Source organism: Pseudoalteromonas luteoviolacea S2607 (assembly GCF_001625575.1).
Lineage (GTDB): Bacteria > Pseudomonadota > Gammaproteobacteria > Enterobacterales > Alteromonadaceae > Pseudoalteromonas > Pseudoalteromonas luteoviolacea_E.
In genome coordinates this window covers 347,497-361,686 of the sequence record NZ_AUXV01000056.1, presented here as the reverse complement: position 1 = coordinate 361,686, position 14,190 = coordinate 347,497, and the positions used below count along the sequence as shown (strand labels likewise).

10 protein-coding genes are annotated in these 14,190 nt (G+C 42.3%); 7 read left to right on the top strand and 3 right to left on the bottom strand.

Annotation, left to right across the window (positions count from 1 at the left end):
• The first annotated feature begins 88 nt into the window (after positions 1-88).
• Positions 89-1,642, top strand: a complete 1,554-nt coding sequence (locus tag N480_RS18695; protein ID WP_063373948.1) for an AbgT family transporter — start codon at positions 89-91, stop codon at positions 1,640-1,642.
• 249 nt (positions 1,643-1,891) lie between these two features.
• On the opposite strand, the gene cmoB is transcribed toward N480_RS18695, so the two are convergent.
• Entirely contained in the window at positions 1,892-2,860 is a 969-nt protein-coding gene (cmoB, locus tag N480_RS18690; protein WP_063373947.1) for a tRNA 5-methoxyuridine(34)/uridine 5-oxyacetic acid(34) synthase CmoB, read from the bottom strand.
• A 10-nt stretch (positions 2,861-2,870) separates the two neighbouring features.
• Complete coding sequence (gene cmoA, locus N480_RS18685) at positions 2,871-3,596, bottom strand: carboxy-S-adenosyl-L-methionine synthase CmoA (RefSeq protein WP_063373946.1); 726 nt, start codon at positions 3,594-3,596, stop codon at positions 2,871-2,873.
• Positions 3,597-3,713: 117 nt separating this feature from the next.
• On the opposite strand from cmoA, the gene N480_RS18680 reads away from it, so the two are divergent.
• The gene (locus N480_RS18680) at positions 3,714-4,403 is read left to right on the top strand and encodes a DUF3334 family protein (protein WP_063373945.1); all 690 of its coding nucleotides are present in this window, start codon (positions 3,714-3,716) and stop codon (positions 4,401-4,403) included.
• 45 nt (positions 4,404-4,448) lie between these two features.
• On the opposite strand, the gene N480_RS18675 is transcribed toward N480_RS18680, so the two are convergent.
• A complete protein-coding gene (locus N480_RS18675) occupies positions 4,449-8,231 on the bottom strand; it encodes a PAS domain-containing hybrid sensor histidine kinase/response regulator (protein ID WP_063373944.1) in 3,783 nt (1,260 codons plus the stop codon).
• A 107-nt stretch (positions 8,232-8,338) separates the two neighbouring features.
• Here N480_RS18675 and N480_RS18670 point away from each other — a divergent pair, with 107 nt between their 5' ends.
• The 5 genes from N480_RS18670 (at position 8,339) to nagX (ending at position 13,948) form a co-directional block, all read left to right on the top strand.
• Positions 8,339-9,448 (top strand): hybrid sensor histidine kinase/response regulator, encoded by a 1,110-nt coding sequence (locus tag N480_RS18670; protein ID WP_063373943.1) that lies wholly within the window; start codon positions 8,339-8,341, stop codon positions 9,446-9,448.
• Between the two features lie 181 nt (positions 9,449-9,629).
• A complete protein-coding gene (locus N480_RS18665) occupies positions 9,630-10,472 on the top strand; it encodes an isopenicillin N synthase family dioxygenase (protein ID WP_063373942.1) in 843 nt (280 codons plus the stop codon).
• Between the two features lie 247 nt (positions 10,473-10,719).
• Complete coding sequence (gene nagK / locus N480_RS18660; RefSeq protein WP_063373941.1) at positions 10,720-11,631, top strand: N-acetylglucosamine kinase; 912 nt, start codon at positions 10,720-10,722, stop codon at positions 11,629-11,631.
• Between the two features lie 2 nt (positions 11,632-11,633).
• A complete protein-coding gene (gene nagA, locus N480_RS18655) occupies positions 11,634-12,752 on the top strand; it encodes an N-acetylglucosamine-6-phosphate deacetylase (protein ID WP_063373940.1) in 1,119 nt (372 codons plus the stop codon).
• Between the two features lie 68 nt (positions 12,753-12,820).
• On the top strand, positions 12,821-13,948 hold the full coding sequence (gene nagX / locus N480_RS18650) for a transmembrane glucosamine N-acetyltransferase NagX (protein WP_063373939.1): 1,128 nt from the start codon (positions 12,821-12,823) through the stop codon (positions 13,946-13,948).
• Positions 13,949-14,190: the final 242 nt, after the last annotated feature.

Sequence of the window (14,190 nt, the reverse complement as noted above, 5' to 3'; positions counted from 1 at the left end):
CCAAGTAGTTGGTAATTCAGGAACGGAATATTGCTTTCGCTAGCTTTGTTAAGTTAAGGTTAGACAATTTTATTGTTTGGGAACCATTATGAGTCAATCAACAGAAACGGCAGCACCGAGTGGGGCAGTTGCGCGTTTTCTTAATGGGATCGAGCGCGTAGGGAATAAACTACCCGATCCTGCCATCATTTTCCTATCAGCTATGTTGCTGATATGGCTACTATCTTGGATGCTGTCTGGCACTAATTTTGACGCAATTGACCCGCGTACAGGGGAAGCGATTGTTGTTCACAACTTACTAAGTGGCGACGCCCTCGCCAATTTCCTAGCCTCCATGGTAAAAACTTTTACTGGTTTTGCGCCACTCGGTGTTGTTTTAGTCGCAATGTTAGGTGTAGGTGTTGCTGAGCACTCAGGCTACATTAATACGGGTCTAAAACTAATGCTTAAAAGAACGCCTCAAGCATTGTTAACGCCATCAATAATCCTAATTGCCATTGTGAGTCATACCGCAACTGACGCGGGCTATGTATTGGTTATTCCTTTAGCAGGCGTTATTTTTTATGCAATGGGCCGTCACCCTCTAGCTGGCATCGCGGCAGCGTTCGCTGGTGTAAGCGGTGGCTTCAGTGCTAACTTTATCCCCTCTGGTATCGACCCATTATTGCAAAGCTTTACACAAAGCGCTGCGCAAATTATTGATCCAGAGATTGCTGTAAACCCGCTTAATAACTGGTTCTTCACATCTGCATCAAGCCTATTTATCATTCTATTGGGTTGGTACATTACTGATAAAATTATTGAACCCAGACTTAAAAACACTGAAGTTGATGGCGACACAAACAGTTTACCGTCTTTTGATGAAGTAAATGCAAAAGAGAAAAAAGCTTTCTTAGCGGCATCTGGCGTGATGTTAGCTGGTATTGCGCTTTTAATATATGCAGCAAGTGGCGAAGATTCAGCCCTGCGTAGCCCAAGTGGCGCATTAACAGAGTTTAGCGCGCCATTGATGCAATCAATCGTGCCATTGATTTTCTTACTATTCTGGATACCGGGTGCTGTATACGGTTTCATTGTTGGCACATTCAAGTCTTCAAAAGATATGATTGACGCGATGAGTAAGTCGATGGGAAGCATGGCTTACTATATTGTTATGGCGTTCTTCTGTGCGTTATTTATTGCTGCATTTAGCCAGTCTAACTTAGGGGCGTTACTAGCAATTGAGGGTGCCGAAGTGTTAAAAGCACTTGCACTTCCTAGCTCAGTAACTGTCATTGGTATTATTTTCTTGACCGCATTTGTTAATCTATTTGTAGGTTCTAGTTCTGCTAAGTGGGCTCTATTAGGTCCGATCTTTGTACCGATGCTAATGCAACTGGGCTTGTCACCAGATTTAACTCAGGCGGCTTACCGTGTCGGTGATTCCAGTTCAAACATTATTACACCTTTGATGCCTTACTTCCCGTTAGTGGTCGTATATTGTCAAAAGTATGTTAAGAATACGGGAATTGGTACGTTAATTGCTCTTATGATCCCGTACTCTATCGCTTTCTTAGTTGGTTGGAGTATCTTTTTGTTAGCTTATTGGGGACTAGGTGTTCCATTAGGCCTGCAATCAAGTTACATCTACCCAGCTGGGTAAGGTCAAAAAAAGCCGCTAGTTTAGCGGCTTTTTCTTTATCAGTGTCCCGTCTTAAATAGCGTTGGCACTGTTCAAATTTATTTTGTAGAGTGTCATGCAGTCAATAGTTAAGCTATCTTAGACATCGAGGATACGTATTCACTTAATTAGCAAAAGCGCATTTTGCATTTTTTGGGCATTTGTTCAGAAGCGTGTTAATCAAGAGGAAATCCTATGCCACAAGCAACTGGCGGCATAGGCAAAAAAATCCTAAGCTTCAGCGACAAAAATTGCCCGTAATGGCGCAGGGTACCCTTCAATTGTTTTTGATGGATCTTGCGGGTCTAAGAAATCTGCTAATGACTCTGTTTCCATCCACTCAGTTTTACGCTGCTCATCAAGCGAGGTCACATCTTTATTGACCACGCGTACATTCTTAAACCCTACGCGTTCTAACCATAGTTTTAGAGCGTCGCAGCTTGGTATATACCAAACATTGCGCATTTTCGCATAGCGGTCTGTGGGCACTAAAACGGTGTTTACATCACCCTCAATCACCAATGTCTCAAGCACGAGCTCACCGCCTTTGCGAAGTTGTGCACGCAATTGACTTAAAAAGTCGATAGGAGAGCGACGGTGGTAAAGTACACCCATTGAGAAAACGGTGTCAAAAGCTTTTAATTCAGGTAATTGCTCCACACCTAAGGGCAACAAGTGCACATTAGGATCAGGATTAAAGTGTTTTATCGCCTGAAATTGGCTTAAAAACAAATCTGAAGGGTCAATTCCTACTACAAACTCTGCACCTGCACCTTTCATTCGCCATAGGTGATAACCAGAACCACAGCCAATATCTAGTACTGTGCGGCCGTGTAGATCGCTGATGTGAGGGAGCAATCTGTCCCATTTCCAATCACTGCGCCACTCAGTGTCGATATGAATACCATGAATATGGAATGGACCTTTGCGCCAAGGCATCATCCGCCTTAATAAATGATTTAATTGTTTTTTATGGCCTTCAGACAAATCATCGCTAGAGCTGAACTCTACGCGGTCTTCGATGTTAATCTGGTCGGTATTGATCTCTGGTAGGTTCTTCAACACCTTTTCCCATTTAGGCCAATCACCATGCTGCGCTTCATTTTGCCAATGAGTCAATTGAGCAGGTAGCGTGTCGAGCCAGTGACTTAATTGCGTTTTGGCGATAGCGGCATAAAAGTCAGTAAACCAAGCGTTCATAGTGTCCTCGTTATTTAATTGCAATCATTGAGCAAAAGTTAAAGCATTGGTACCACACTTGTGTGTTCGAAAAACCAACAGCGCTTAATCGGCCTAAGTGTGTGCTCAGTGCATCTGTGCGCATAATGTTTTCAATGGCTGTTCGCTTTTGACTGATTTCAAGCTCTGAATAGCCATTTTGACGCTTAAAGTCATGATGCAAATCAATCAATAAATTGTCTCTTATGTCATTTTCACCTTTAATCTTCTCTGAGAGCAACAGGGCACCACCAGGCTTAAGGCCCGCATATATTTTTTCTAGCACAGTCTGTCTTTGTTCTGGTGGAATAAACTGCAAGGTAAAGTTCATGGCAACGACGCTGGCATTTTCAATGTTTACATCATTGATGTCACCTAGTTGCACATCTACTGGCACATCTGACCTAAAGCCTTTTAAATGCAGTTGGCAACGTTCAACCATCGGTGCTGAGTTATCTATAGCGATGATTTGGCAGTTTTCTTTGTCGATATTTCGTCTCATACTCAGCGTTACTGCACCTAAAGAGCATCCAAGGTCGTAGAGGTTGGAATTACTTTGTGCAAATTGGCCAGCCAACTTTCCCATGTTATTGACCATTGTGGCGTAACCTGGAACGGAACGCTGTATCATATCTGGAAACACTTCGACCACATTTTCGTCGAAGGTGAAGTCCTTAACTTTTTGCTCTGTGGCATAAATACTGTCTTTGCCAGTCACTTTACTACTCTCATACAAAAATAATCTCGCTATTTTAGCATTTTATACTGGATAGTCAGTGATAAATTGAGTAGCTTGGCTACTATTAGTCATAAGAAGTAAAAAATGAGATAAGAAATGGCGAAAAATAAAGTGGTCAGCACTGAAGATATCCTATCAACACTTTGTCACTCGGTAACAGAAGTCCTGTCTTCTGCAAGTGGCAATCAAATCGCTTATTCAGCGATGGTACAAAAAATCACACGTACCTGTATGAGACCTGATATCGGTTGCTTTGTATTGTTTGATGGTGGTTTTACTGGGTTGGTTGTAACCAACTTTACAGCGCAAGCAGCGATGGAAGTTTATCAGGATTACATGCGTAATATGGGCATGCCGGAAAGTGAAATAGCGCAAAGTCATTTGTCGGATGATGTATCAAATGTACTTGGTGAGTTGATGAACCAAATTGTAGGTGATTTCACAAGCAAAGTGAGAGAGCAGTTACATACGTCTATTACACAAAACCAACCGAAGATGATGGCAATCAACAAGCAAGTACAAATTTCTGTTGATACGACGATGGACCGACCTCAAGCAAGGCGTGTTACTTTCACAACGCAAGGTCAAAACATTTTCTATCTAGAGCTTGCGATGGATAAAACAGAGTTTATCAAGTTACATGACTTTGATATTTCTGAGGCTGTTGACCCAGATGACATTATCGCGAAACAAAATACGACATCGACAAAAACAAAAGCACAAAAACCAGCTGACACGCAAGAAGATGCGGCTGATGATGACTTTATGGCCGAGTTGGGCCTGTAGTTAAATCTAGTAATAGCCATGCACTTACACAGCATGGCTATTAACTTATTCGTTTAAGCTATTATCTGTTGCCGCCTCAAGTAGTTCGTAGGCCTCTGAGAATTGAAAGCGAGAGACCATAACTTTTAATTCGTTGATGGTTTTAAGATCTAGCGGCTCGTTTACCTCTAACTGCTCTACAAGTTCCGTTGCTTTCGAATCATATTCCTTTAAAGCTGTTGCAAAATCACTTAAAGAACAATGTTGAGTGGCCATGTTTGGTGCAACTAGATTGCTTTTAATAATGGATACTTTTTGTTTGGTTGTCTGAAGGTGAGTTAAAAGTGTGTCAAGTAAATCGACGTTAACATTGTCTTCTTTGATCTGTTGCTCAAGCTCTTGCGCTAAATCAGCCAGGTATGTCATTGAAAGATTCGCACCAGCACCTTTGACAGCATGTAGAATATGCAGAGCCAGTTCATAATTGCCTATTTCAATGGCTTGTTTTAGATTAATAATCTCTTCAATTTGCTCAAAAACAAACTTTTCTAGTAGTTTGTAGTATATCTCTTCGTTACTGGCTGCACGCCTGATCCCCTCGACAACGTCAATACCCACTAATTCGATATCCTCTTTCGTTTTTGGTATTTCAGGAGGAGGAGAGTGGCTTTGGTTGACTTGTTGTTCAAGTGGGGTGTGACAGGTAACCTCAATAATAGCTTGAATTAGCCCCTCGACATCAATTGGCTTTGCGACATGGCCATTCATACCAGCGTCCAGACAAAGCTGAATATCAGGCCCCATGGCATTTGCTGTCATAGCCAATATAGGCAGTGAGTCAGGCGAAATGGACTCTCGTATCAACTTAGTTGCTTGTATCCCGTCCATAACTGGCATCTGCATATCCATGAGCACAACATCAAATTGGGTATTCGTGACCTGTTGAATTGCAATTTCACCGTTGTTGGCCACGCTCACCTGTGCGCCGTGGAAGGAGAGTATTTCAACAGCGATTTCTTGATTGACGGGTTGATCTTCGGCAACCAGCACATGAATGCCGTTTAGACGTTTGTCTGGCTCCTGTGCTGGGTGATGTGCTTTTGAGCTCGGGGCAGATATGAATGATGCTTGTAAACAATCCACCAAATTAGAAGGGTTTAGCGGTTTTAGCAACATGCTGTCAAACAGCGTTTTTTGAGCATCATTTAACGCGATATCATGGCCATGAGCAGTCACTAGGACAAAATGGCTTTGTATTCCAAGTGATTTCAATTGTTGAGCGGTTTCTAGGCCATCTATATCTGGCATAAACCAATCAATAAACATGATGTCAAATGACTGACCTTGCTGTTGAAAACCTTTTATACACGCGCTGCCGCTTGGAAAAGCGGTGGTTTTCAAACCCAGACCTTCTAGCATCTCTATAAGAATATCTCTTGCATCCTCACTATCATCAACAATGCATGCGCGCTTGCCCGCGAATTTATTTGAGTCTTGTAATAACGAGGAAGCTTGATTATTGATGGTCAATGGTAAAGTGAAGTAGAACTCTGAACCTTTATCTGGTTCACTTTCTACAAAAATCTCTCCCCCAAGCAACTTAACTAGTTGCTGAGATATTGTTAGCCCCAGTCCCGTACCGCCGTATTTTCGTGTTGTTGAGGTATCTGCTTGTGAGAATGATTGAAAGAGCTTTTTCTGCTGCTCTTGGTTCATACCAATGCCCGTGTCTTTGACAGAGAAGGTGAGTTTCGCCAGTTCGCCCTCCAAACCCAGCATGGATATGGAAACAGATACGCAGCCTTGTTCAGTGAATTTCACAGCATTTCCAGCCAAATTGATAAGGACTTGCGATATTCTTAAGGGGTCGCCTAGGTAGTTAATGGGTAAATCTGTAGGTACGTTAAAAATAAACTCTAATTGTTTTTCCTGAGCTTTGATCCCAACAATGGTTGCGACGTTGTCGAGCACTTTGTCTAGTTGAAAAGGAATGTACTCGATATCAATCTTACCAGCCTCGATCTTAGAAAAGTCTAAAATATCATTAATTAATTTCAGTAGTTGCTTTGCTGCGTAGTCAATTTTGGTGATGTATCCTTCTTGCTGAGCTGACAAGTCAGTATTGAGAGCAAGGTGAGACATACCTATGATGGCATTCATTGGCGAGCGTATCTCATGGCTCATGTTTGCTAAAAACTCACCTTTTACCTGAGCGTTTTTATCGGCTTCGTCTTTGGCATTTAACATTTGGCGCTCAAGCTCATTACGTTCGGTCACATCTAAGAATGTGCCAACGACTCCACCTACCTCTCCCAAACTGTCGAAAAATGGCGCTTCATATACCACGAGTTCACGCATTTCTTTTAGGCTATTCTCCATTGATAAAGCAAAGGAGTGGGCCTCCTTTTTCTCGATAGTATGTTTTGATTTCGACTCTAGATAGGTGGCAGTTTGCATGTCAAAAACTTGATTTAAATGAGAGTCAGAAACCTCAACTTCAAATTTATCGATAAAGGCCAAGAAAGCCCGATTGACCCCCATGAAAATGCCTTGTTTATCTCTATAGTAGGTCGGGTTTGGTATCGCATTTATTATATGTAACGTAAGTTCCAGATGCGCAGCCAGTGCATTTTCAGCTTCTATTTGCTTTTGCGTATTCTCACTCAGCCTCAGCTGTATACTTAAATCTTCAGAAAGTAGGTTTAGACAGTGTAGCTGTGCTTCACTTATCGGGCTTGTCAGAGCAACAACAGTGACACCGGCTAACTCCTCATTTATAACTAAGGGCAAATAAAGCACGGAGTGCAGAGCTAATGAAAGCTCGTTTTTTGTTAGGACGGCTTGTGCTTTTTGGCTCAAAAAAGTCTGGGTTGTCTTGTTTGAGATGAGCCGTTGAATTTGTGACGAAGAGTCATCAAAAAAAGCGGGAAACCCGACACAGACTTGCTCTGTAAATTCGTTGTTGTCATAACTGTATATCGCAACGCTTGGTGCGTTAAAATTGTGAGCTAAAAAATTGGCGGTCGTAACTCTCATATCTTCGGGGTCAACACAGTGTCGTACTTCACGGCCAAAAGCATGTCTAATTTTTGCTATGTCTGCTCGTTCATCCAAGCTTTGGTATGTTAAAGAAACGGCTTCAACAACATCTGCGACTTCTCCTTGCAGCCCTTTTGGCAAAGACACGCCACCTTGAGTTGGATTATTGATACAAAAAGCTTGGTGTAGCACGTTGAAGGGGGTTACTAGGCGCCGAGCTAAATAAAAATAAGCAGCGAGCCCCATAAAAAGCAGAGAAACTAGGATGGAAGATAGGGACGCTAATAGCTTACCTTGTATCGTGTCTATTTGATTTTGTGTAATGATTATTTGCTGGTCGGTTTGATCTAAAGCCCTAGAAATAGCGTCGATGCTAGCGCGATTAGCGTTTTCAAAAGCCTCTGTATCTACGTCGTATCTCGCTTGGTCAAGATCTTTGACCAGCACTTCTTCTGCGATGTTGTAAAGTAGGAGGTAGTTATTTACAGCATCAACGGTCGATTTGGTGCTAATGCTAGGTTGAAGGTGGGGTTGTAAAGACTCGAGTTGTATTCTTAGACTAATCAGCTGAGCACTTGCGAGACTGCGGCTTGCACTATCTTTTTTATTGTTATAATTACTGAGGCTAAAGAAAAGTTCAGCGCGCATAGATTGTAGGTTAACAAAAGCTTCATGTTGATTGTTAATTGAATTAAAGCGCTGCATATATTTAGACATATCTTCATGCCATATTAATAGCGAGATAATCCCTGCGCTTAGCAAGATTGAGAGTATTACAAAAAACGAATGAAACATTGTTTTTGTTGACATAACTTACTTTCCAAAACTTTACTAATATTAACAATAGACCGCCGAGGGTAATTAACAAGCGAAGTGATTGCAGACGGTAAAAACGGATAACCGTAAGGAGTGTTTACATGGCAAACGTCCTAATTGTTGATGATGTAGCAGAAAATCTACAGATCCTTCAGCTCATACTACGTAATGAAGGGCATAAGGTTTATGCGGCAATCAGTGCTGAGATAGCCTTGACTATTGTTGGTGAACATCTGCCAGACCTAATCATCTCGGACATCAAAATGCCACAAATGGATGGATTGGAGTTTTGTAAAGAATTAAAAAAATCGGAAAATACGGCACAAATCCCTATTATTTTTGTTAGTGCCCAAAGTGAAACTGACAATATCGTTGCGGCTTTAGAAGTAGGTGGCGTCGATTATATAACCAAACCCTTTAAGCCAGCGGAAGTTATCGCGAGAGTAAATACCCAATTAAAATTGATTGAAGCCCATAAGTTAGCTGTGCGTCAGCATTTGTCTCATGTAATGAACCAAATGGTGGTCGGTGTTGCACATGAGATAAATACTCCTCTGGGTACTGCAATAACAGCAGTAACACACTTTGACGGTATTTTGCACGAACTACGTAGCGCATTTGATGGCCAAACACTCAGCGCAGAACAATTATCTGGCGGCCTTGTCGACTCGTTGGAGAGTGCCGGGCTATGTGAAAGAAGCTTAATAAGAGTTGCAAAATTTGTAAAAATGCTCAAAGAGATTGCGCAAGTGGAACGGCCAAGTAATCCGCGAGAAATCGAAGCGAGCGATTTTCTGGAGAGTTTGAAGGAGCGCTGGCAAGATGAAAACGTGCATTTGAATGTGGGCACATACACGAACATTATATTCGCCGATGATGAAGTTTTATCGACTGTGCTGGATAATTTGATCGCCAATTCCGTGGCACACGGCAAGCTGGACAAGGCAAAACCCATTACAATTGAAGTAGAGCAGGCGGAACAAGCCACGAGAATCATTTTTTATGATTATGGACAAGGGTTACAAAACTTAACCGTAGAAGAGCTGTTGAAGCCTTTTGTTACAACAAAAAGAGGTAACGCAGGCCATGTAGGGTTGAGTGCGGCTGTGACGGCAAACCTAATCACTAATGCGTTAAACGGCAGCTATCAGGTTTTTGAAAAGGAGCGTGGGCTAGAATGGGTGATACAAATCCCCGTAAGAGCTGGTTGATCTGTGTCAATGAACTAAACTAATCGACAATAAGGCGGACATAAGTCCTTATATGTGGCTTCGTATTTCACTAAGCTCGCCGAGCAAAGATTTTATATCTTTATTCCAAAGGTTAATTATAAATAATTCTTCTAATTAATGTTTTGAATTGAAGTCACGCAATTAAATTGGTGGAACCATTATGCAACAGCTACCTACAGTTGATTATAAGTCAGAAACAGCAGCAAAAGAATTTGTTGAGTCTCTACGTAACACAGGTTTTGGTGTTTTAAAAAATCACCCAATTCCTAAAGAGTTAGTAGAGTCTATCTATAAAAACTGGCAAGAATTCTTCTACACAGAAGAAAAGCACGACTTCCTATTTGACAAGGACACTCAAGACGGCTATTTTCCACCGGAAGTTTCAGAAGTCGCTAAAGGCTTTACTGTAAAAGATATTAAGGAATATTTTCACGTTTATCCGAAAGGGCGTGTACCAGCTCAGCTAGAAGCTGAAATCAGAGAGTACTACCGCCTAGCAAATGAATTTGCTGCTGAGCTATTAAGCTGGGTTCAAGCAGAATCACCAGAGGATGTACGTGAAAAGTTTTCGATCGATCTAAAAGATATGATCCAAGACTCAGATCAAACGCTATTACGCGTTTTACACTACCCACCAATGACGGGTGATGAAGAGCCGGGCGCAATTCGCGCTGCAGCACACGGTGATATTAACTTGTTAACTGTGCTTCCAGCTTCAAACGAGCCTGGTTTACAAGTTCAAAAGGGCGACGGTAGTTGGTTAGATGTACCTTGCGATTTTGGTTCATTAATCATCAACATCGGTGACATGTTACAAGAAGCGTCAGGTGGTTATTTCCCGTCTACAATTCACCGAGTTATTAACCCAACAGGTAAAGCAAGCGACAAGTCTCGTATTTCATTACCGCTATTCTTACACCCTAAACCAGAGGTGGTTTTGTCAGAACGTTACACTGCAGATTCATACCTGCAAGAACGCCTTCGTGAATTAGGTGTTAAGTAACTCACTGATAATTAACCAATAAACGGTCTTTTATAGGCCGTTTTTTTATGCCGTTTTAGCTGATAAAATCGATTTTTTCCTGACAATTAATTTAAAGTGTGCAATATTAGAATTTCTCAAACTGAGAAAAAATAATAAAAAACTTAATGACAACGCTGTCATTTATTGTGTAACATCAAATCAACATGACTGAATACTGTGTCGCGATGGAATTCGCGTTCATATCTTACTTCTTAGGGGTCGCTTAATGATGGCTAAACAGGTTGAACAAGACCAGTTGTATATAGGTATCGATGGAGGAGGGACAAAGTGTCGAGCCACCATCTACTCGATGAAAAACGGCGTTTTGGGCACTGGTCTTGGTGGGCCCGCTAATCCACTTCATGGTTTTGAGAGAACAATTGAATCGATCATGGTATCGACACAATTGGCGTTGCAGGATGCAGGGCTGAGAATTGAAGCTGTGCATAACCTCTATGCAGGTTTGGGGCTTGCTGGCGTAAACTTACCAGCGCTTCATGACAAAATTATGAGATGGGACCATCCGTTTAAACAAATGTTCTTAACGACCGACTTGCATACTGCTTGTATCGGAGCTCATGAAGGTGGTGATGGAGCAGTTATTATAACTGGTACAGGTTCATGCGGATTTGCGATGGTTGATGGCGTTTCTGTTAATTATGGTGGCCATGGTTTTGCGCAAGGCGATATGGGCAGTGGTGCTTGGATGGGCCTTGAAGCGGTAAAGGCAGCATTATTAGGAATCGATAAGCTTGGTCCAGAGACTGTATTGAGTGAAACATTAAAGCAACACTTTAATACAACCACAGCCATGGGTATTGCTGAACAAATGGCTGGCAAACCTTCTAGCAGTTACGCGCAATTGGCTCGTTTTGTACTAGCTGCGGCAGAAGATCAAGATGAAGTTGCTCTTCAAATTGTTGAGTCGGGTGCTAAGTACATCAGTAATCTAGCGCATCGCTTGATGGAAAATAATCCACCACGGTTATCAATGATTGGTGGCTTGTCAGAGCCCCTACGTAAATGGCTTGACCCTGAAATTGCAAAGATTGTTGAAATGCCAAAGCAGCCGCCTGAGATGGGCGCAATTTTCTTTGCAATCCAAAGTGTTGAGCAGCAGTCAGAAAAGGCGGTTTGAGAATGAAAAAGTATTTGGCGAGTCAATTCTTTGATGGGCACAAATTAAAGCAGAATGTCGAGTTTCTGGTTGTTGATGGTAAAATTTCTTACTCGGCACAAGGTTCAGACTTACAAGCAGAAAGGCTAGAGGGCTTGGTAGCGCCGGGTTTTATTGATGTTCAAGTAAACGGTGGCGGTGGTGGTTTTTTCAATGCGGAACAGTCGGTAGACTGCTTGAAAACAATCGTGTCGGCTCATGCTAAGTATGGTTCTACGGCGCTAATGCCCACGTTGATCACCGATAAGATTGAAGTGATGGAACGGGCCGCAGATGCAACAGCAAAAGCGATTGCAGACAATGAGCCAGGTGTGGTTGGTATCCATTTTGAGGGCCCTCACTTGTCTCACCCTAAAAAAGGGACGCATAGCGAGCAATTTATTCGCCCAATTTCCGAACAAGAGTTTGCCGTTTATGCAAGGCAAGACCTAGGCATTAAGATGGTGACGCTAGCGCCAGAAACGGTCCCATTGGTTGATATAAAAAGGCTTATTGAACTGGGTGTCAAAGTCAGTATTGGCCACTCGAACGCGGACTTTGAAACGACAATGGCTGCGCTGGAAGTCGGCGTTGACGGGTTTACCCATTTATTCAACGCGATGTCAGCATATACCTCAAGAGAGCCTGGGGTTGTTGGCGCAGCATTATGGGAAGACAATGCTTGGTGCGGATTGATTGTAGATGGCCATCATGTACACCCAGCTTCGGCTAAACTGGCTATCCGTTCAAAACAGCGTGGAAAAATCATGTTGGTGACAGATGCAATGCCACCAGTAGGTACAAATGATATGGAGTTTGACTTCTTCGATGGTCGAAAGGTTATTAGAACCGGTGACAGGTTAAACTCTACAACGGGAGAATTAGCCGGCAGTGTACTAGATATGGCAAGTGCAGTTAGAAATACCGTTAATACACTTGATATTACACTTATCGAAGCGCTTAGAATGGCATCTTTGTACCCAGCTCAGTATTTAGGGTTAGATAAAAAAGGGCACTTACTAGAAGGTGCTGATGCGGACTTTGTACTACTAAATAATAGCCAAGAAGTGTTATGTAACTTCATTGGCGGACAACAAATTTAAAAGTTCCCTGGGTAAAAACCCCCGCTGCAGTTTAGCGGGGATTTTTTGTTTTTACAGGAAAGGTATTGATGACGAATAAAAAACAAAGGTTGACCTCACTCGACGCCCTGCGCGGGATGGACATGTTTTGGATCTTAGGGGGCCAATCTATTTTCGCCGCTATGTTTGTACTGACAGGCTGGCAGGGATGGAAACTTTTTGAAGCACATACAGTGCATAGCCCATGGCATGGTTTTACTTTTTATGACTTGATTTTTCCATTGTTCATTTTCTTATCTGGTGTTGCGATGGGCCTTTCACCCAAGCGAATTGATCACCTGCCGTTGAATGAGCGAGTGCCATATTATCAAAAGGCTGCAAAGCGATTGTTGCTGCTATGTGGTTTGGGTGTATTGTATAACCACGGTTGGGGAACCGGTATTCCACTAGCTTTGGATGAAATACGTTACTCAAGTGTCCTTGGACGAATTGCAATCGCTTGGTTCTTCTGTGCGATGCTGGTTTGGCACACGAGTTTAAGAACAACTGGGCTTGTGGCGGGAGGAATATTGGTAGGCTATTGGGTACTATTGAATTTCATCCCAGTGCCCGGTGGAAACGCTGGTGAATTAGCAGCCCCCGGCACAGGAAGCTGGAACGCATGGTTTGACCAAAACTTACTGCCTGGTATTACGTACCAAAATCGACCCGTCGACCCCGAAGGGATTTTATCGAGTGTACCAGCAATAGTGAATGCGATAGCAGGTGTATTTGCAGGTCAATTGATAGCAAAAGTCGATAAGCTGGGTCAGTGGAAAGTGGCAGGGTATTTATTTTCAGCCGGTGTTTTGAGCGTAGCATTGGGTTGGCTGTGGGATTTACAGTTCCCAGTTAATAAAGAGCTATGGACTAGTTCGTTCGTATTTGTGACGATAGGGTGGAGTGCAATGCTTCTGGCGGTGTTTTATGCGCTCGTTGATATTTTGAATGGCCAAAAATTTGCCTATCCTTTTGTTATTATCGGTGCGAATTCAATCATTATTTATTTGGCATCTAGCTTGGTCAATTGGGAGTTCGTGAGCCTAAGTGTCTTTGGTGGATTTGTTAACGCAGTGGGGGCTAGTTGGCAACCGTTGATGTCCGTGATAGCACTGTTATTGGTACAGTTACTTGTCCTGCATTGGATGTATAAACGCAAAATATTCGTTAGTGTTTAACGACTAACAATTACCTAAAAAACGGTTGCTAGAAAGCAGCCGTTTTTATTGGCACAAAAAAAATACAAGTTTTTCTTCACTTTTACTTTACAAAGCTCTTTTTTCTTATAATAATGACAGCGTTGTCATAATGGTAATAACCTAATACAGTGTATCCCAATTAGGTTTTGATCTGACCTTGTTTTGATTGCACGCGAAGCAAGGCTCAGATCCCATTTTTCTTATTTTTTTCTCAACATTGA

What these genes read in the sequence shown, in the direction of transcription:
- cmoB (WP_063373947.1), bottom strand. Translation starts at nt 2,860, where the DNA reads ATGAACGCTTGGTTTACTGACTTTTATGCCGCTATCGCCAAAACGCAA.
- N480_RS18695 (WP_063373948.1), top strand. Translation starts at nt 89, where the DNA reads ATGAGTCAATCAACAGAAACGGCAGCACCGAGTGGGGCAGTTGCGCGT.
- N480_RS18680 (WP_063373945.1), top strand. Translation starts at nt 3,714, where the DNA reads ATGGCGAAAAATAAAGTGGTCAGCACTGAAGATATCCTATCAACACTT.
- nagA (WP_063373940.1), top strand. Translation starts at nt 11,634, where the DNA reads ATGAAAAAGTATTTGGCGAGTCAATTCTTTGATGGGCACAAATTAAAG.
- nagK (WP_063373941.1), top strand. Translation starts at nt 10,720, where the DNA reads ATGATGGCTAAACAGGTTGAACAAGACCAGTTGTATATAGGTATCGAT.
- N480_RS18665 (WP_063373942.1), top strand. Translation starts at nt 9,630, where the DNA reads ATGCAACAGCTACCTACAGTTGATTATAAGTCAGAAACAGCAGCAAAA.
- nagX (WP_063373939.1), top strand. Translation starts at nt 12,821, where the DNA reads ATGACGAATAAAAAACAAAGGTTGACCTCACTCGACGCCCTGCGCGGG.
- N480_RS18675 (WP_063373944.1), bottom strand. Translation starts at nt 8,231, where the DNA reads ATGTCAACAAAAACAATGTTTCATTCGTTTTTTGTAATACTCTCAATC.
- N480_RS18670 (WP_063373943.1), top strand. Translation starts at nt 8,339, where the DNA reads ATGGCAAACGTCCTAATTGTTGATGATGTAGCAGAAAATCTACAGATC.